This window comes from Bradyrhizobium sp. CCBAU 11357, assembly GCF_028128865.1.
In the GTDB taxonomy this organism is placed as follows: Bacteria; Pseudomonadota; Alphaproteobacteria; order Rhizobiales; family Xanthobacteraceae; genus Bradyrhizobium.
Genome location: NZ_LBJW01000017.1, coordinates 519,384 through 536,433 on the forward strand (window position 1 = coordinate 519,384; position 17,050 = coordinate 536,433).

At 59.0% G+C, this 17,050-nt stretch carries 17 protein-coding genes and 1 pseudogene; 8 read left to right on the forward strand and 10 right to left on the reverse strand.

Going from position 1 to position 17,050, the window contains the following annotated elements:
* Nucleotides 1-54: 54 nt before the first annotated feature.
* Nucleotides 55-1,992, reverse strand: coding sequence for an ABC transporter ATP-binding protein/permease (locus XI05_RS07500; RefSeq protein ID WP_271500038.1), 1,938 nt, complete (start codon nucleotides 1,990-1,992; stop codon nucleotides 55-57).
* A 144-nt stretch (nucleotides 1,993-2,136) separates the two neighbouring features.
* Between XI05_RS07500 and XI05_RS07505 the strand changes: the two are divergent.
* Nucleotides 2,137-2,567: pseudogene (locus XI05_RS07505) on the forward strand (helix-turn-helix domain-containing protein); the annotation flags it as partial.
* A 155-nt stretch (nucleotides 2,568-2,722) separates the two neighbouring features.
* On the opposite strand, the gene XI05_RS07510 reads toward XI05_RS07505, so the two are convergent.
* A complete protein-coding gene (locus tag XI05_RS07510) occupies nucleotides 2,723-3,253 on the reverse strand; it encodes a PRC-barrel domain-containing protein (RefSeq protein WP_271500640.1) in 531 nt (176 codons plus the stop codon).
* A gap of 429 nt (nucleotides 3,254-3,682) precedes the next feature.
* Between XI05_RS07510 and XI05_RS07515 the strand changes: the two genes are divergently transcribed.
* The 3 genes from XI05_RS07515 (at nucleotide 3,683) to XI05_RS39665 (ending at nucleotide 5,025) form a co-directional block, all read left to right on the forward strand.
* Nucleotides 3,683-4,033 (forward strand): phasin family protein, encoded by a 351-nt coding sequence (locus XI05_RS07515; protein WP_038954963.1) that lies wholly within the window; start codon nucleotides 3,683-3,685, stop codon nucleotides 4,031-4,033.
* A 124-nt stretch (nucleotides 4,034-4,157) separates the two neighbouring features.
* Entirely contained in the window at nucleotides 4,158-4,403 is a 246-nt protein-coding gene (locus tag XI05_RS07520) for a hypothetical protein (RefSeq protein ID WP_018643672.1), read from the forward strand.
* A 112-nt stretch (nucleotides 4,404-4,515) separates the two neighbouring features.
* Complete coding sequence (locus XI05_RS39665; RefSeq protein ID WP_442869236.1) at nucleotides 4,516-5,025, forward strand: exopolysaccharide biosynthesis protein; 510 nt, start codon at nucleotides 4,516-4,518, stop codon at nucleotides 5,023-5,025.
* Between the two features lie 1,192 nt (nucleotides 5,026-6,217).
* Here XI05_RS39665 and XI05_RS07525 read toward each other — a convergent pair.
* On the reverse strand, nucleotides 6,218-6,454 hold the full coding sequence (locus XI05_RS07525) for a hypothetical protein (RefSeq protein ID WP_271500040.1): 237 nt from the start codon (nucleotides 6,452-6,454) through the stop codon (nucleotides 6,218-6,220).
* 1,703 nt (nucleotides 6,455-8,157) lie between these two features.
* Between XI05_RS07525 and XI05_RS07530 the strand changes: the two genes are divergently transcribed.
* On the forward strand, nucleotides 8,158-8,679 hold the full coding sequence (locus XI05_RS07530) for an AI-2E family transporter (RefSeq protein ID WP_271500042.1): 522 nt from the start codon (nucleotides 8,158-8,160) through the stop codon (nucleotides 8,677-8,679).
* A gap of 774 nt (nucleotides 8,680-9,453) precedes the next feature.
* On the opposite strand, the gene XI05_RS07535 is transcribed toward XI05_RS07530, so the two are convergent.
* From XI05_RS07535 to XI05_RS07550, 4 genes are all read right to left on the reverse strand, one after another.
* Nucleotides 9,454-9,654: a hypothetical protein gene (locus tag XI05_RS07535; RefSeq protein WP_271500044.1), complete on the reverse strand. Its 201-nt coding sequence runs from the start codon at nucleotides 9,652-9,654 to the stop codon at nucleotides 9,454-9,456.
* A gap of 384 nt (nucleotides 9,655-10,038) precedes the next feature.
* Entirely contained in the window at nucleotides 10,039-10,722 is a 684-nt protein-coding gene (locus tag XI05_RS07540) for a Crp/Fnr family transcriptional regulator (protein ID WP_271500045.1), read from the reverse strand.
* A gap of 16 nt (nucleotides 10,723-10,738) precedes the next feature.
* Nucleotides 10,739-11,089, reverse strand: a complete 351-nt coding sequence (locus tag XI05_RS07545) for a hypothetical protein (protein WP_271500047.1) — start codon at nucleotides 11,087-11,089, stop codon at nucleotides 10,739-10,741.
* 184 nt (nucleotides 11,090-11,273) lie between these two features.
* A complete protein-coding gene (locus XI05_RS07550) occupies nucleotides 11,274-11,477 on the reverse strand; it encodes a hypothetical protein (protein ID WP_244433026.1) in 204 nt (67 codons plus the stop codon).
* 588 nt (nucleotides 11,478-12,065) lie between these two features.
* Between XI05_RS07550 and XI05_RS07555 the strand changes: the two genes are divergently transcribed.
* Both XI05_RS07555 and XI05_RS07560 read left to right on the forward strand, forming a co-directional pair.
* Nucleotides 12,066-12,584 (forward strand): hypothetical protein, encoded by a 519-nt coding sequence (locus XI05_RS07555; protein WP_271500049.1) that lies wholly within the window; start codon nucleotides 12,066-12,068, stop codon nucleotides 12,582-12,584.
* Nucleotides 12,585-12,597: 13 nt separating this feature from the next.
* Complete coding sequence (locus tag XI05_RS07560; RefSeq protein ID WP_271500051.1) at nucleotides 12,598-12,969, forward strand: signal transduction histidine kinase; 372 nt, start codon at nucleotides 12,598-12,600, stop codon at nucleotides 12,967-12,969.
* Nucleotides 12,970-13,010: 41 nt separating this feature from the next.
* Here the strand turns inward: XI05_RS07560 and XI05_RS07565 are convergent, their stop codons facing one another.
* Nucleotides 13,011-13,538, reverse strand: a complete 528-nt coding sequence (locus XI05_RS07565; RefSeq protein ID WP_271500665.1) for a hypothetical protein — start codon at nucleotides 13,536-13,538, stop codon at nucleotides 13,011-13,013.
* Here XI05_RS07565 and XI05_RS07570 point away from each other — a divergent pair.
* The gene (locus XI05_RS07570; protein ID WP_244436661.1) at nucleotides 13,471-13,632 is read left to right on the forward strand and encodes a DUF2061 domain-containing protein; all 162 of its coding nucleotides are present in this window, start codon (nucleotides 13,471-13,473) and stop codon (nucleotides 13,630-13,632) included. The two genes, XI05_RS07565 and XI05_RS07570, sit on opposite strands and share 68 nt — an antisense overlap.
* A gap of 1,065 nt (nucleotides 13,633-14,697) precedes the next feature.
* Here the strand turns inward: XI05_RS07570 and istB are convergent.
* Both istB and istA read right to left on the reverse strand, forming a co-directional pair.
* Nucleotides 14,698-15,441: an IS21-like element helper ATPase IstB gene (gene istB / locus XI05_RS07575; protein ID WP_271500053.1), complete on the reverse strand. Its 744-nt coding sequence runs from the start codon at nucleotides 15,439-15,441 to the stop codon at nucleotides 14,698-14,700.
* An 11-nt stretch (nucleotides 15,442-15,452) separates the two neighbouring features.
* Nucleotides 15,453-16,985, reverse strand: a complete 1,533-nt coding sequence (istA, locus tag XI05_RS07580; RefSeq protein ID WP_271500643.1) for an IS21 family transposase — start codon at nucleotides 16,983-16,985, stop codon at nucleotides 15,453-15,455.
* Between the last annotated feature and the right edge of the window lie 65 nt (nucleotides 16,986-17,050).

Sequence of the window (17,050 nt, forward strand, 5' to 3'; positions counted from 1 at the left end):
TTAGCCTTCGACACCGTTGCAAAACTCGAAAATCGAATGCGCTTCGAGCCGTTTTCACCTTTGCAGCCGCGGCTTGCGATGACCGAGGAAGCGACCGAGCAGCCGGCGCCTGCCCTTGCGTGGGACGAGATCGACGTCGCTGACGAGTTTCGCGCCACCCTTGCGCCGTTCCAGCACTATCTTGCGGCTGTGGAAGGCTTCAAGCTCGGTGCGATGGGCGACGCTGACCACGGTGGCCATGGGCAGCTCCCTGGTCATCAGCTCCATCATCTTGTCCTGGCTCTTTTCATCGAGTGCAGAGGTCGCTTCGTCCAGCACGATGATATCTGGCTTGTGCAGAAACAGCCGCGCGAAGGCAAGCCGCTGCTTTTCACCTCCTGATAGCGTCTGGTCCCACGGCGCCTCTTCCTCGATCTTGTCCTTGAGATGACTGAGGCCGACCTTGTCGAGCGCTTCGCCGATCTGTTCCACCGTCCAGTCCTCGGCGGCGGCTGGGTAGGCAGCGGCTCGCCGCAGCGTGCCCAACGGCACATAGGGTTTTTGCGGCAGCATGAACAGGCGGCGATCTGGATGGAAATTGACGCTGCCGCCGCCCCACGGCCACAGCCCCGCGATCGCGCGCACCAATGTGCTTTTGCCGGTGCCGGTCTCACCGGCCACCAGCAGGCGTTCGCCGGCTTCGATCACGACTTCCGCCTCGCCGACCACGGCGGTGCCGTCGTCGAGGGTCACCGAAAGATCGTTGAGACTGAGAATAGCGTCGCCTTCGGTCTCGCCGCGCTTGATGCGGCCGATGCCGTCGCCACGTTCGGCGCGCTCAAGGCCGTCCAGGGACATCATCAGCGAGGCGATGCGCCGCGCGCAGGCGTTCCAGTCCGAAAGCCGCGGATAATTGTCGACCAGCCAACCAAACGCGCTCTGCACGATGGTGAAGGCGGAGGCCGCCTGCATCACCTGTCCCAGCGTCATGCTGCCGTCGAGAAATTTCGGCGCGCACAGTAGCAGCGGCACCACCGGTGCGATCAGGCTCGATCCCTGCGACACCAGCGTGGTGCGCATGTGCTGGCCGGCGAGCCGCGCCCATTGCCTCAGCACCTTGGTAAAGGTCTTGTCAATGCCGTCGCGCTCTTCCTCCTCACCGCCGAGCAGCGCTATGCTCTCGCCGTTCTCGCGCACGCGGGTCAGCGTGTAGCGATACTCGGCCTCGGCCTGATTCTTGTCTTCGGAGACTTGCACGAAGCCGCGCCCGATCGTCATGATCGAACCTGAGGCAATCGCCGCGTACAACACCGCCGCAATCACGAGGAAGCCAGGAATGGTGATGGTCGATCCCGCGATCGTGACCGTCAGCGCGCCGCCGATGGTCCAGAGCACCACGATGAAGGTGGTCGCCGACAGGAATGCCGAGGTGACGCCGGCGGCGAAATCCACCGGCGCATCAGTGGCGACGCGCAGATCCTCGCCGATGCGGTATTCTGGATTCTGATGGTCGCCGCTGACGAGATTGAGCTGATAATAGCGGCCATTGGTGAGCCAGCGCGACACCACGGAATTGGCTAACCAGGCCCGCCAGCGGCGCTGGATGCCCATACGCGTGAATACTTGCGCAACGCCGAGCAGGACGCTGCCGATCGCGAGCGGAAAGAACACCGCGGTCAAATAAAACACAGCGGTGGAATCGCGCTTCTCGATCGCGTCGAAGATCGCCCGATTCCAGACATTGATGCCGTATTGGAAGCCGACATTGGTGACAATCAGGATCACCAGGACGATGGAAAATATCCACGCCACCCGGTCACCGTTTTTCCCCCAAAATCCCTTGGCGCTGATCCAGAAGCGCGTGAGCAGATAATCCCGGCGGATTTGCTCCGCATCTTCGGCAGACAAATCCGGATCGGTTTCAACGACTTCGGGCGGGGGTGGCTCGACGTAGGCACCGGTTTCAGCAACAACCTTGACGATGGGTGAATCACTGATGGCGGGCCTGCGCATATCCCAATAACGCAAGGAAAAACAGATGGTTCCGCTAGGCTTTGGAAGACCTAGAGCGGTTCATGGCTTGATTAAATCGGGAGGGATTCCCGATTTCGGACGAATATGATTCAAGATGCTGGCTGGGCTGGAGGCCAGCATCCGATGGTCCGACCGATATCCAATGATCTGCGTAAGCGGGCGGTTGCGGCGGTTGCAAAGGGCGAGAGCTGCCGTTGGTGGCATCGCGGTTTGGCGTTGCGGTGTCGTCAGTTGTGAAGTGGTCGCAACGTTATCGAGCGACCGGCTCAGTGGCCCCTGGCAAGATGGGCGGCCATCGCAAGCCCGTTCTTGAGCCGCATCGCGCCTTCATCAAGGAGAGGATCAGTCAGACGCCGCATTTGACGCTGCACGCCCTCAAGGACGAACTCGCCGCGCGCGGGGTCAAGGTCTCCCACAATGCGGTTTGGACGTTCCTGCGCCGCGAAGGGCTGCGGTTCAAAAAAACGCTGCTCGCGCTCGAGCGGGCTCGCTCCGACATCGCACGTAGACGCCAGCGCTGGCCCTCATGGCAGGCCAATCTCGACCCTCGACGGTGGCCGTAAGGAGCGTGCCAGATGACCGCATTCTGATTCAGACGCCAGCGAAGTGAGCTTTGACCGCCAAGACGCGAACCCACCTAGAACGCCGGCCGCCCCCCTTGCCAGGGTCGAAGTGTCGCTTCTCGTCAAAAAACGCCGCATGTCGAGAGTTAGTACTTAAACTCCGGCATGGCCTTCAATTCGTCCTTGGTGGCGTTATACACCGCGTGATCGGGATACCAACGCGTACTGGCGCTGGTTGTGGTGGTTGTCGTGGTGGTTGTTGCGGCACCGGTGGTGGTTCGCGTGGTGCTATCTGGAGCGGGAGTGGTTGCAGGCGCATTTGCCGGTGCGGACGTTGTTGACGAAGTTGTCGAGGTCACCGGCTGGTCGACCCACTTCAGCTTATCGAAGGCGACCGCAACGTAGTGTTCGCCCAGGCCGAGAACGCCGCCCACACCCAGAATGACATTGGCCACCTTGCCTGACCTATCCAAAATCACGTCGTGGATGTCGCCGATCTTCTCGTTTGCTTCATTGTACACATCGACGCCGGCGAGCTTGGACGCGCGCCATTCACCCTGCTTGTGCGTGGTAGCACTGGTTGTCGAAGCCGCTTGGTTTGTGGCTGTTTGCGCCGCCGCCGCGCCGGTCATCGACGCGATAGCCAGGAATGCTATTGCAAGACATTTGGAAATCATGATGTTCCTCCATTGTTTTGGGAACAATAAGGCGGTGTGACTTTGGTTCCAGCGACGGAACAGTAAATCATTGCCCATGCGGCGAGATCCCTGAGAAGCGGCTGACGCCTGGGCTCAAGTATTGCGCGTCTCATTCGATCGCCTCGTCGGCGCGAGAGTAGCATGAGTTGCGGCCTTCTCGACACCCGCGCGGTAGATAATAGCCGGTTTGCCCAAATCACATTCTGCACCTTAAGGTGCGTTTCGCTCGTTGGCATTGCGGCGGAGTCGACTGCGATCGCTCGGCGCTACCCGGCAACCTGCGCCTGGTGATCATCGTACGAACATACAAGCACCGCCTAATTAAAAGCGAGAACTGAGATTCCGAAGCAACCATTGGTGGCGCGCGGCATTGGTCCACTGTTAAACAAACAAGGGAAAGTTCAAAAAATGTCGAACGCAAATCAGATTCATTCGAATCAAAATTTCGAGCACCAGCAGAATAGTAACGAACAAATCGATACAGGGACTGCGTCATCTAACGCCTTCCTGGCGATTGCCACTGCTTACGGTGACTACACGAAAAAGTCGTTTGAAGACACGAAACTGTTCGTTGAGAAGCTCTCTGGCGTGAAGTCGCTCGACAAGGCGATTGAAGTTCAAACCGAATTCGCCAAGACGGCCTACGAGACGTTCGTTACGGAGTCACAGAAGATTGGCGGACTGTACAGCGATCTTGCCAAGCAGTCCTACAAGCCATTCGGTGATCTTGTTGCAAAGATGACCTCGACAAATCGATAAATCGTTCCCCGCGGTGTGTCAGAGCACAAATACCCTGCTCATCGCGAGGTTTTTTCCGATCATCACTTAATCCGTCTATCCTGGCAGCTGGGAGCTTGCGCTCGCGTTTGCTACGAGGAGCATTATGTCCAATCCTAATCCGCTTTTCCAAGAGTTGTCCTTTGATCCAGAGCAGGTAACCGCCGTGAACCAGGCCTACGACCTGGCATGTCGAACACTTCAGAATATCGGGCAGTTGGAGGTAGATCGCGAAATTATTGCCAAGGGTATTTTGCAGGCTGCAGGCAGCGGCGAGCGGGACGCCAACAAACTATGTGAACGTGCTATCCTTGGATTGACCCCGGTGGACTATCGGCAGCATGGCACTTAAAACAACCAACGGAGCGACCGGTTTCGGCTTCGAGACGGAGACATCGGCCTGCCAATCAAGAGGCCAGGAGACGCTGTTCTGATGTCGAGACCGCCAGCTGACCCGATAGGGCTTGTTACTACCTCCGCCGTGCTGCAGCGGACCATTTCACCTTGGGCTGGCTGATGCACGGCCTTCGCAAGCGATCCTTCGGGATCATCATGATCCTGCTCGCGCTGGTCGCGCTCGCACCGGGCTCTCGATCGTAGCTGGCCTGCTACTCACGATTCCCGCGTTCCAGATGATCGCGGGCAAACCCGCTCCGGTCTTTCCACGCCGCATCGCCACTCTTTCCTTGCCGACGAAACACCTCGCTGCTGTGGTGCAGCGATCCTTACCGGTGCTCAGATATCTTGAGAAGGTAGTTCATCCACGGTGGCGCACCCGTTGGAGGCAACCAAGCGCCTGGTCGGCTCGTCGTGGTACTGAGCGCTACTCTGGTCTTCATTCCAATACCCTGAGCAATGTCGTCCCCGCTTTGGTGATTTGCCTTGATCTCCCTTGCCTATCTCGAGGAGGATGGGGTCCTGTCTCTCGATCGCCTTGCTGGCCGCCGCCATTTGTGCGGTCGCGACGGCGGTAGTTTAGCAGACGGTCGTCGGCGCAAAATGGATCATCGATCTCTGGTAGCGACCTGTCGCTGGTAACGAACCGTGCGATGCCGCTTGTTGGCCGCGCCAACAATACTCGCGTCGCTTCTGTCCGGAGACCGTTTGAAGCCGCAAACAAAGGCGTCAGCGCTGCTTCGCTCGACCACACGACCAGCGGAGCTACGGGACCGAAGCGGGAAAGAATAGCCTTGCTGGCGGGAGAAACCTTTCCTTCGGATCGATGTTGTCATTCCAGCAACAGAACCGGGCGACTGGCAGTTGCTCGAAAAGCCGCTCGGCGTAATGCCCGGGCGGCTTTTTCCTTTAACGTGGGAGGGTGCAATGCCAAATGATAAGCCCCTCAAGCCCGACGACTTTCCGGTGAGGTTGAGGGCGACGAATTAATGACTGCGGACGGCAAGCCAATCGCCAAGGCGAAAACGCCAGACATCGCAGAGGATATCGCGGACCGTCTCAACGAAGACGATTGCCGTAAAGAGCAGGACAGATGGTCGGCTTGATTTTGCTTGTGGTTGCGTCGAAGCATGCCGCTTCATCGCCAGTTCGAAAACCGTTGTGTCTCCCCCTCCCGCAGATCGCCGGGTTTTGTACCCTACAGAATTCTGTTGAAATGATACGCAGCCACCGCCAGGTGCGTGCAGGTTCGCTCCGTATCGGATTCTCCTTGTCGCTTCACGCAGGCTTGCACCGACGGCAAGATCAGCCTTTCGGTTTTAACCTGAACGTTCCTGATATGGCGTTGCTCATGCGGGTCTATATTTGGCCAGATCGCTCTTTGCTAGTACGCCCATTCCTTTCCGGCCTTTCCGGGTGGGTCCGAGCGAGAGCAGAGAGGTTTCCTCGTTGCTTGGCGCCTGGTCGAGCCCAAGAAATGACTTAGCGCACACAGGGGTTGAAGGTTCTGGCGACAGCCCAGTGATCGACGCGATCACTCGCATTACTTCCCAATTCATCTCCCAACCCAAGATAGAAGCTTGAATTGGAAAAATCAGATGAGAAAGTCATTAATGGTGTCTGTGGCCGTTGCGGCCTTGTTGGCCACGACCGGGCTTGCGACAGCTCAAGGCGGTAATCAAGGAGCAGCGAAGGAATCTCCGACTGTCGCTTCGCCTAAAGGTGATACTGCGGCGCCGATGAATGCACCCGCAAAGGGCGCCGAGACCGCTACACCCGGCGCTGGGTCAAAAGAAGCGGCGCCTCAACATGCGCAGGGCAAGCCGGATAAACGACCGGCGACATGAAAGCTGATGGCAAGTCGAAGACTTCAGAGTCAATTACTCCGACCACCACTTCGAAGGACATGAAAAATCCGACCGCCGAAACGAAGTCGCCTTCTGACAGCAAGGCGACGAGCGACATGAAAGCCGACAGCAAGGCGAAATCACCTGATTCGACCACCACCTCAAAGGACTTGAAATCTCCGACTGCCGAGACCAGGCCTTCGACACCCGACAGTAGGACGACCGTTGTCCTCTTCGAGTCTTTTTTCGAAAGCGAGCAATGTTGACCAGCGTGGATGGAGCCAAAACACTATATTGATTAGATCACCGCCCTAGCATAGGCAACAATCGGTGACTGAGAGTGTCGCGCTCCCGCCTGGGTCTTAAGGGGAGTATCATGCTGTCAACTCAATCCAATCCAAGGCTCAGTGTTGCAGACTGCAGAATTCATAACTGCTCGAGATGCCGCACAGCGATGAGGTTGGTCTGCGTCGAACCGGACAAGCCTGGTTTTGATCTGCGTACCTTTGAATGCGCAAAGTGCAGGCACGACGAAACCGTCCTCATTGCCATTTAAGTGGGCTTCACGGTCCGCTTTATTTGCGCTTCTACAGAGCAGGGCAAGAGTTCCATCGCTAGAATTCATGATGGTGCGCAGCCGCGGAAGCGATTGCGGCTGACCGCATGATGCCGCGAGGAGCTCGGTCCGAAGCGGACACAACCCGTTTCGCCGGCTCGATCGTCGCAAGGGTTATTGGTGAACCGCATCCAGCGCAGCCGGCACGATCTTGTGGAAGGTTGGGATTGGAGCTTTCCCTATTTCACTTGGGAAGGCGAAGGACGATCAGTGAGCACCTTTGCTCCTTCCCATGTATGGGCGTTCAGCCAATCCTTGTTCTTGAACAGGGCTCGAAGTGATAGGGCTATCTGTCGCCGCTGATTGCGCTCAGCCCCCGGCGGGAACGAGCGGGCATAGCGCAACATATCTTGCCTTATCTGGATAAACTCCTCAATGCTGTGACGCTGCTCGAAGGTTGGCAACCGGTGGACGGAAGACGTGATGCTCCCCTGACGTTATCGGCGAGAGCGCTACCGGACTCTCAGTCACCGAAAGCTGCCACTGACGGGGCGGTGATGAGGTAGTTTGTACCCCGGCGGCGATTACTACTGGTCAATATTGCTCAGTTCTCGAATTTGTTCCTCTGTAGGTTTGTTACGCCCGCGCTCTTCCGGACGAACTCGTTCGCTGAAAGGGATTATGATTGACACCGGAAGCGATCATACGCTCACATTCAGAGGGAAAGCCATGGTTGCCGCCATACCGCCAACACAGTGTCCTTCCTTCCCGCTGGATGTTGATCGGCCGGAGCCACATGCCGCTGCGACGGAGGCCGCCGACGAGGCGGAGATGCCGCTGCCATCCGATCCGCGGACGTTCTTTCTCGGTGGTTTGTTCGCGTTGGGTGTCTTGGCGGCGCTCTACGTGGCAAGCTCGATCACTCCTTCCCGTCGTGCTCGCCCTCGTGCTGAATCTCCTGCTTCAACCCGCTGTCCGTCTCTTGGGGCGTTTGCATCTACCGCGCGCTGTCGGAGCGCTCTTGACCGTCTTCCTGGTCATTGGAGCGCTTGTAGGTCTGGTGGCGGCGTTATCGGTACCGGCCACGACCTGGGCGGAGCGGCTGCCCGAGGGCATACCGCGTCTGGAGGCACACCTGCGGGTTATAAGCGGGCCGATCCAAGCGCTGCAAAAGGTAAGCCGAGCAGGCTGCAGACGCGCCGCCTGGCCGGGGTTCGATTGTTTCGGTTCGCCGCGATCTGGGCATAACGGGCGTACTTTTCGCTGGCACGCGCTCCGTACTCGACGGCCTGTTTACGACTGTCTTGGTGCTCTATTTTCTCTTGGTAGCGGGCAATATATTCCTTCGACGCACCGTTGAGATCCTGCCGACATTCAACAACAAGCGACAAGCCGTCGATATCGCTCAGCAGGTCCAGGAGGACATATCGGGCTATCTGGTGACAATCACAGCCATGAATGCCGCCGTCGGTGTCACGACGGCGGCCGCGATGTATCTTTGCGGCCTGGGAGACCCCTTGTTGTGGGGCACCACAGCCTTCCTGCTCAACTACATTCCAATTTTGGGACCGCTTGTCGGGGTATGCATCTTCGTGCTGGTCGGAATGCTGAGCTTCGAAAGCTTATGGTGGGCTTTGCTGCCGCCGGTCCTCTACTTTGGCATTCATCTCGTCGAAGGTGAAACAGTGACGCCCATGCTGCTGGCGCGGCGCTTCACGCTGAATCCGGTATTGATCATTCTGTCGCTGGTGTTCTGGTTTTGGATGTGGGGCGTGCTTGGCGCGATCCTGGCCGTCCCGATGCTGGCTAATTCTGAAGATCATCTGTGACAGGTTGCGCCCGCTCAAGGCCTTGGGGCACTTCCTCGAAGGGGAATAGCGGCATTACCGCTGGCTTGCATGTCCCGTAGCAACGGAAATGTGGGTGACGACTTTGGGCTGACGGTTTTGAGAACGGTGGCTGCCTCGGAGCGCCCCCTACATTGCGGGATGACGCGATCGGAGAACCATCCGCCGTCCAGTCGAGTCGCCGTATTGGATGCGGTTTACGTGTGCGCGAAGGCGATCAGACCTACGATAAAGTGATGAAATTCCCGAACAACTGCGCACACGTACGCTTGCCGTGAAGTCATTCGAAGGAAATGATGGTCGATATCCGGTTAGTCGACGGTCTTCAGATCGAACCAGTCATAGAAGAGTGGTGGCTCGCGCCGTCGAATGTCGACTATGCATATTCACTTTGCGGCAGCTGGTTGCTACGTCGCAAGAGTGGAGAGGACCGGTGACCTTGAGGTTTCCGCCAGCAAGGTCCCGTCGGAGAGCTATTGAACGAACTCGGTAGCGACGAGTTGTCCCTGATGCCTAAACGCAAATCACCATCCACGGGCGCAATGAGTGTGCAGCCTGTCGAGCATAGCTCGACAGCGCCAACCCAGCTGGCTATGGCGCCAACGGTCGGCGAGCAACACAGGACGCCACTTCCGAAAGAACAACAAGCAAGGGCGGATGCAGTCCGCACCGCGAACGCAAGAATGATGCGGCGCAATTCCCTGCGGACTCAGCGTCAAGCGCAGAAGGGCTAGTGCAGGCCGACAGGTTGCCTGTTCAGTTGCTGGAATCGATCGCCCGGTCCAGGTCGCGAAGGTACGATAGTCCGTGCACCGTCAAGCGGTGCTGGTCTTTTTCGCCGCCGATGTACAATTTCATCAGATGCTTGGAAAGACATTCACGGGCGCCCTGCGTCTCGGAGCGGTCCGCAAGGACGCCGTATATCTTTAGCGCGCGATCAACGGGGACGATGTTCATTGGATTAACTCATGGGACCGTTTCAGCTCTGAGAAGGTAAGGTCCGCTGCTTCGTATCGTTCCAAGAAATAGCCCGTCTCATGATGCGATTTTGAGCGCGAAGTGATTGCGCCCCTCGCTCTGTGATGCACAAACGCCGCCAGGCGGAAATGATCCCCTGACGGCGTTGCATGAGGCTGAATGCTAAATCCCTTTCACGAGAACTGGTCCGGGACTTCGGAAAAGGATCAACCGACCAAAAGCGGCTTGACCTTCTGCCGGAACCAATGTCGTCGGCGCAACTTGGTGACGGGTGACCGGATGCATGTGCCCCCAAGCATCCGATGAAATGACGGCCTCAGCTCGTCCCCCCGCGCGCTGGGGCCGTTCCTTGGAACGGTGCTTCTAGTCGCGCTCTCTCACTCTCAGCAGGGGCTTCTCATGCAAGACCGCACTCAACAGCGAATTGTGGACCTCAATGTGCCCATTATAGCTGATGAGGCCCAGCCTGCGAAACTTGTTCATGAAATAGCTGACCCGGGATCGCGTGGTCCCGATCATTTCGGCCAATGTTTCCTGACTGATGTTCACGCTGATCGGCTGCGGGCTCCCTTCCTTGCCGAAATTCGCGAGCAGCAACAGCAGCCGAGCAAGCCGCCGCTCACTCGAATTGAATAGCTGGTCGATCAGGTCCTCCTCAATCCGACTGTTACGGGTCAAGAGGTATGACATGAACAGCTCTGAGAATTTCGGCTCGTCACGAATAGCCGCCATCATCGCTTCTTTGGTTATCGACGTGATGACGCAATCGTCCATCGCTGTTGTCGTCGCGATGCGTAACGGATGACCATTCATGCATCCTTCGCCAAAGAACTGGCCGGGCTCCAGAATTGCAACGACTGCTTCCTTGCCCTGCTCCGACACGACCGTTAGCTTGACTTTGCCGCTTTGAATGTAAAAGACCGAGTCCGCAACGTCGCCTTGCCGAAACACGGGTTGGTTCTTGGGAAGTTCGAGAATCGTCTTCCCCGCGCCCACTTTGGCGAGAAACGTTTTGGGGTCAAACATGTCCTTGGTTGGCTTCGCCACGGGAGCCTCCTTTGACTCAGCGATTTTGCTCGATCTCGGTTGGCTGCCAAGCGCCAAGCCTTTCGAACTGAGCGGCGAGCTGCTGCTTTAGCCAACTGATCACTTTGCGGGGCTTGCCCCGTTTCGCAGACATTACCCCCTGATTGCCCGCAGTTCTACGGAGAAGGCCCGCCTTTTTGAGCCCCTCGGTTCGCTGTGCGCCGGGCGACATCGCCTGCGCTTCCTCAAGCGCGTCAATCGCTCTCGCGTGCAGGCTGCGGCTGTCACTCACCAGATCAGTTGCGACCGTGACGATGTGAGCATGATCGCACTTGGCGCACTCAAGTGTGCGGATATCGAAGCCGGATGGCCCAGCTGAACGCTCCAAATGCATCCTCGCGTTGCATTTTAAACAATGCGGTTGTTGGCTGGGCGAGGAGTGAGACGCGGGACGAGGAATAAGTCTTTGCCATCAACCGTCCACCTGTGCACGTCTACCCAGCCCAGAGATCGGCGTGGGAAGGCAGTTTGCCGTTCCGAGTTGAGGACGCGTCCTATGTCTTGGATCGCGGTCAGCCGGTCACTTTCGGTGCGCCGTTGGGCTTTTTCGGTATCAGCCATTTCCTCATGTCAGCGGCAAAGCCAAGTTGTTCGGCTTTTCTGATGGCTTCGGATCGCATCGATCCGGCCGGCAACTTCTCTGCCCGTGCCAGAGCCTCAGATGCCCGGGCAGCCCAATCGTGACTACCGAGATCGTTGCGCGGCAGCTCTGTCATGTCATGATCCTTACTGCGGCCCTCGCAGGTGGCTGTGTTCCCAATCGACAGCACCGGACTTCATCGGGTCGGCGGCTATCTGCGCCTCATGAATATGGGCGCACCTGATGCAACGCAGGGTCCAGTGCTCGAACCCAGCATGGGCCACCGCAATGTTTCGCACCTCTGTACGCGACTGTCATTTGGGACAACGAGGCTGCGCCGCCGCGCGAGGTGATAGGGTCTTTGCTTGTGATCGGGCAAACTTACCCCCTGTGGGACAGGCGGGCGCACTATCCACTGTCACCGATGGGTGCCAACGGTCTGGGGGTGATCACAGCAGTATCGACTCGGAGCGCGGCCCGCTGGTCAATATTGCTCACTCATGAGAAATTTGACGGGATGATTGTAATCAGCTGTAGCGGCAAGCCTCTTTGAGAGACACGAGTGTTAGACGCCAACCATTGCCAACTAGCGCGGTCTTTTCGTGCCAGTTTATTTGTGCCCTGGGCTCGTTATTCGAACCTTTGGTCCCCATATCTATGTATGTCTGATCAACCATCGAGGTTGATCGGAATGGGCCGAGACTTTCAACGAAAGGGGCCCGGCATGTTTAAATCTCAGCAATATCGTGCAAAGGCAGCCGAGTACGGCGAACTGATTAAGCGTTCGATCGGTCCGGCTGAGATCCGTAAATTTCAACAACTGCAGGACCGACTTGCCTCGCTCGCGGATAACGAGCAGGGTCTGGCGGACGACTATGACAACGCAGTGCACGTTGCGGAGCGGGACGGATCGAGCGGCGCAGCCCTTGCGGCCGAAGAAGAGCTCGTTTTGCGTTGTCTCGGCGCGGCCATCATCATGCAATGGAACGCCCTGCCCACGACGCTGCGGCGAGAGATCTTCGACACCGCCGGGTCGGTCGGCAAGTTGTTGGAGACGGCGGCGCTCCGCGGGCAAATCGCCCGATTTCTGCATAAGCACAAGGATGATGCCGGTCGCAGCAAACTGCCTTTAACAGAAGGCAGGCCTAGCGATGTGAGAACGGTCGCTCTGGCTCTGTCACGGTGGGACAACGAGGGAGGCGCAGTCCGCGACTTGGCTGCCGATGAAAATAGACGTCAATAACAGGAGGACTCCCATGTCATTTACACAGTTTCGAGTTGATGACGGACCACACACCATGGACGGGCTACGGCTTTTTGCTCTGGATGGAAATGAACGGGTCGAGGCGTTCATGGGCCGGAAGGCGATGGACGTTTGGGCGGAGTCTGTCGAGCATCGTGGAGGACGACAAAGTCTGTTCCGCGATCAATACAATGCGCTTGGCAGGCTGAACCTTGCCGCACTTCAGCGGATTGTGAGCGCGAAATACCAGCGAGGCGCCGCATTCAACCGCCAGCATCCTTTTGTCGAGGTTCTATTCTCTGACATTACGGAAAGCGGCGAGGCTTTGGATCTAAGTGAACTCGTTCGTGAGGCGTTGCCGCCAGCATTTCATAGACTGGCCTGAGACCTGAACTACGAGAGTCCCGCGACTGGAGTCATGTGCGCTCAGTACCACAATCGTAGAAGAATGACCTGCGCTTGGCGATAAGCAGAGCCGCGAAACCACAGCTCGGTCGTGGCGGCAATATCCTGGAGGATCAGTACAATACGGTTTCGACTCACAGTACATTCAACAACAATTCGGAGAACAAGATCGATATCGACCCCGACAAAAGTGCCCAATGCGATCCGGAATGCCTCCTCGGTGGCAGCTCTCTTGATCAGCAGGATGGCCATCGTCGCCGAGTCGAAGCTCCGGCCGCCGGCGGACACATGGCGCCCGAGAATGCGGATGGCGACGCCCGGCCTTTTGCTTTTTTGATATAGTTCGTTGCCCGTAGGTCTCGAGATCTTATGCCGACGCCGGGACCGGGAGGAACCGATGTTCATTCGGGTACGAGATTCCCATTTTCGCTCTATCGTCAAGGCCGTCAGTTGGAGGATTACCGGTAGTATCGACACCTTCGTGCTGAGTTTCATCTTCACGGGCAGCGTAAAGGTTGCAGGCTCGATCGCCGGCGCTGAAGCGATCACGAAAATGATCCTCTACTATCTTCACGAAAGAGCCTGGTCCGTCATTCTCTGGGACCAGCGAGGTCCAACCGGTGGCGAGTCCAGCTCAACCTGATTCGCGCTTCGGCTCACTGCGCAGGAGCGACTTCGGCCTATTTAGCAGTTGGAGGAGCGAGCGTCGACCGACATAAGTAAGTTCTGCAAAGCGTAGAACAGGAAGATTGCGGTTAAATTCTCTCTCTCTCGCGTCGACGCCGCCTGCGCCTGCCCCGATAGGCGATCTTTCTGTAGGCCTCGTTGGTGCTCTCTCGCAAAGCGATCAAAGTGAGCAGCTGTGTATTGAAATCCTTTGAAATGGATTGGAGGTAAAAAAGCTTATCGTCGAGTGACTGCATCGATCCGCCAACCCCCATTTTGGCGAAATATGACCTGAAACTCTTACAGCTGCTGGTCAATATTGACCACCCCCGGATCAAGAGATAGCCGTTTTGGTCGCGGGAAGGTCAATTGGTTTCATCTTCCGCAACGAGGTGACCCAAAGCGGGAGTTATTCATCAGGTGCAGAATCGGCGTAGCGTGCTGGCATGCTTGAGCGGATTGCTTGTCCGAGCGCTACCCAAAGACGGCGACGCACCGAAGTCATCGCTTCCGCCAAATGGCAAGTCAGTGCCGGCGGTGAGCCCCGAGGGCGGAGGGGCGCGTCCTGAGTCTTTCGAATATTGCCCAAGTTAGGACAGGCAATATTCTCAAACGGCTGGAACGATTGATCTTGGGACTTCTTGGTCCTCCGCAATCGGAGATCTTATCTTCGAGAACCAAGCCCACTGACCGGTCGACATTTTGCCCCAATGCCCGGCGGAAGGCTTAGCGGCCTCAGATGCCCCCGCACTGAGGCCGTTGCCTTGGCCGAGGCGAAGGTGTGCGGATTCCGACGAAGTCGCCCAGGCGTACCGATCTGAAGTCGGCCCGTGGATTCCGAGACGATGTCGCCCACCTCTCCGATTTGATCTCGCCCAGTAGCGAGGTGTTCTGGCCGATTGGTTCTCTGGCATCGGTCAAGCCGCGTGGTCAATCTGGAATCGCAACTTGAACCTGTTTTCTTCGTCTGCTTTTGCTGTGGGCATGTGGGCAACGCGATCGCGTTGTCCAAGCGCAGCGGCATGTCCACAGCGCCGCGGGGTCAGGCCTTTCGGGTGGATGACGGTGTTCGGCGCAGACTCTCGCCAGTGAGGTCGAGACGGTGGGCGTTGTGGACGAGGCGATCGAGCACGGCGTCGGCGTAGGTCGGATCCCCAATCAGCACGTGCCATGTGTCCACGGGGAGTTGGCTTGTGACGAGGGTGGAACGTCGGCCGTAGCGATCCTCCAGGATCTCCAGAAGATCGTGGCGGGCGCCGGCATCGAGCGGGGCGAGGCCCCAGTCATCGAGGATCAGCAGATCGACGCGGCCAAGGATGCGCAACAGGCGTGGATGTCGGCCGTCACCGCGGGCGAGCGCCAGGTCGTCGAACAGGCGCGGGACGCGCTGGTAGAGTACGGAGCGATTGTCGCGACAGGCCTTGTGGCCGAGCGCCGAGGCGAGCCAACTCTTGCCGACGCCGGCCGGGCCGCAGATCAGGAGATTGACGTGGTCGTCGATCCAGCGGCCCTCGACAAGCTTGGCGAACAGCGGGCGGTCGAGACCGCGCGGGGTGCGGTAGTCGATGTCCTCGACGCACGCCTGCTGGCGCAGCTTGGCGTAGCGCAGGCGGGTGGCAAGCCGTTTATCGTGCCGCAGCGAGGCTTCACGTTCGAGCAGCAGAGCAAGCCATTCGGCGTGACCGAGGCTTGCGGCCTCACCGGTGGCTTCGATGTCGGCGAAGGCCTTGGCCATGCCGTGGAGGCCGAGGGCGTTGAGGCGGTCGAGGGTCGGATGGGTGAGCAAGGGATGGTCTCCTAATTGTAGTAGCGCGGTCCGCGGATGTTGGCATGCAGGATCGGCGCATCGTCCGCGGAGCGCTGGTGAGCAGGACGCCGATCGAGATTGTTGGCGAGGATCGATTTGACCGAGCCATAGGTGCGTGCGCCGATGTCGATCGCCCGCGAAGCCGCGGCGTCCAGCCGTTCGCGCCCATAGGAGGCGGCGAGCCTGAGGATGCCGAGGCAGGCGCGGAAGCCTTGCTCGGGGTGCGAGCGCTCGTCGAGAATGAGGTCGCACAACGCGCTGGTCGCCGGCCCGATCGCGGCGGCGTCCTGGCGGATACGCGCGATGGTCCAGCCGGCGTAGCGCCGATGGCTGGAGGCCATGTGCTCCGGCACGGTGGTGTGTTTGTGATTGCCGCTCATGCGCTGATGCGCCGCGATCCGCTCGCCCTTGTGGAAGATCTCGACGGTGCGGGCCGTGAACCGCACCTCGACCTCGGCGCGGGCGAAGCGATGCGGAACGCTGTAGTAATGCTTCTCCACCTCGACGTGGTAGTCGAGGCTGACCCGGCGGATACGCCACTCAGCGAGCACGTAGGAACTCGCCGGCAATGGCTTGAGCGCCGGCCGGTCGACCTCCTCGAGCAGCCGGCGACGGGTCACGCCGAGCCGCCGGATCGACCGCTCCTCGTTGAGCCTTGTGAGCAGTTCGCCGATCGCCGCATTGACCTCGGCCAGGCTGTAGAAGGTGCGATGGCGCAGGCGACCGAGCAGCCAGCGCTCGACGATGAGGACGGCCTGCTCGACCTTGGCCTTGTCGCGCGGCTTGCGCGGCCGGGCCGGCAAGATGGCGGTGCCGTAATGCGCAGCCATCTCCGCATAGGTACGATTGATCTGCGGGTCGTACAGACTCGCCTTGATGACTGCGACCTTGGTGTTGTCCGGCACCAGCAGCGCCGGGACGCCGCCGATCGCCGCGAAGGCGCCAACATGGGCGCTGACCCAGTCGGCGAGCCCCTGCGTCCACGTCGCCTGCGCGTAGGTGAAGCTCGAGGCGCCGAGCACGGCGACGAAGATCTGCGCCTTCCTGCGCTCACCGGTCAGGCGATCGATCACCACCGGCACGCCGTCGCCGGCATAGTCGACGAACAGCTTGTCGCCAGCCGCATGGGCTTGGCGCATCGTCACCGACAGGCGGCCCTCCCAGGCGCGGTAGAGCTCACAGAAGCGCGAGTACCGGTATCCGCCGGGCTCGGCGGCGATATACTCCTCCCACAGGATCGACAGCGTCACGTGCTTGCGTTTGAGCTCGCGGTGCACGGTCGCCCAGTCGGGCTCGGCGATACGGCGGTGGCCCCGACGGTTGCCATTGCCGGTCTTGGCGAACAGGCGGAGTTCCAGAACCGTATCGGTGACGTCGTCTGGCAACGGCCAGCTCAAGCCCGCGGCCTCGAACCGCCGGAGCGCCAGCCGCACCGTCGAGGGTGCCGCGCCCACCCGTCGCGCAATCTCGCGGCTCGGCAGCCCGGCCGCCCTCATTCTGATCACATCGCGCACACGGCGCATCGCAAGCCTCTCCGTCGGCATCCAGGGTCCCCCTTCGCAAAGCCGAAAGGTTGACCCTATGGGAG

Coding starts and splice junctions, on each gene's coding strand:
- XI05_RS07515 (WP_038954963.1), top strand. CDS start 3,683: ATGTCGAACGCAAATCAGATTCATTCGAATCAAAATTTCGAGCACCAG.
- XI05_RS07520 (WP_018643672.1), top strand. CDS start 4,158: ATGTCCAATCCTAATCCGCTTTTCCAAGAGTTGTCCTTTGATCCAGAG.
- XI05_RS07555 (WP_271500049.1), top strand. CDS start 12,066: ATGTTTAAATCTCAGCAATATCGTGCAAAGGCAGCCGAGTACGGCGAA.
- XI05_RS07500 (WP_271500038.1), bottom strand. CDS start 1,992: ATGCGCAGGCCCGCCATCAGTGATTCACCCATCGTCAAGGTTGTTGCT.
- XI05_RS07550 (WP_244433026.1), bottom strand. CDS start 11,477: ATGACAGAGCTGCCGCGCAACGATCTCGGTAGTCACGATTGGGCTGCC.
- istA (WP_271500643.1), bottom strand. CDS start 16,985: ATGCGCCGTGTGCGCGATGTGATCAGAATGAGGGCGGCCGGGCTGCCG.
- XI05_RS07535 (WP_271500044.1), bottom strand. CDS start 9,654: ATGAACATCGTCCCCGTTGATCGCGCGCTAAAGATATACGGCGTCCTT.
- XI05_RS07510 (WP_271500640.1), bottom strand. CDS start 3,253: ATGATTTCCAAATGTCTTGCAATAGCATTCCTGGCTATCGCGTCGATG.
- XI05_RS07560 (WP_271500051.1), top strand. CDS start 12,598: ATGTCATTTACACAGTTTCGAGTTGATGACGGACCACACACCATGGAC.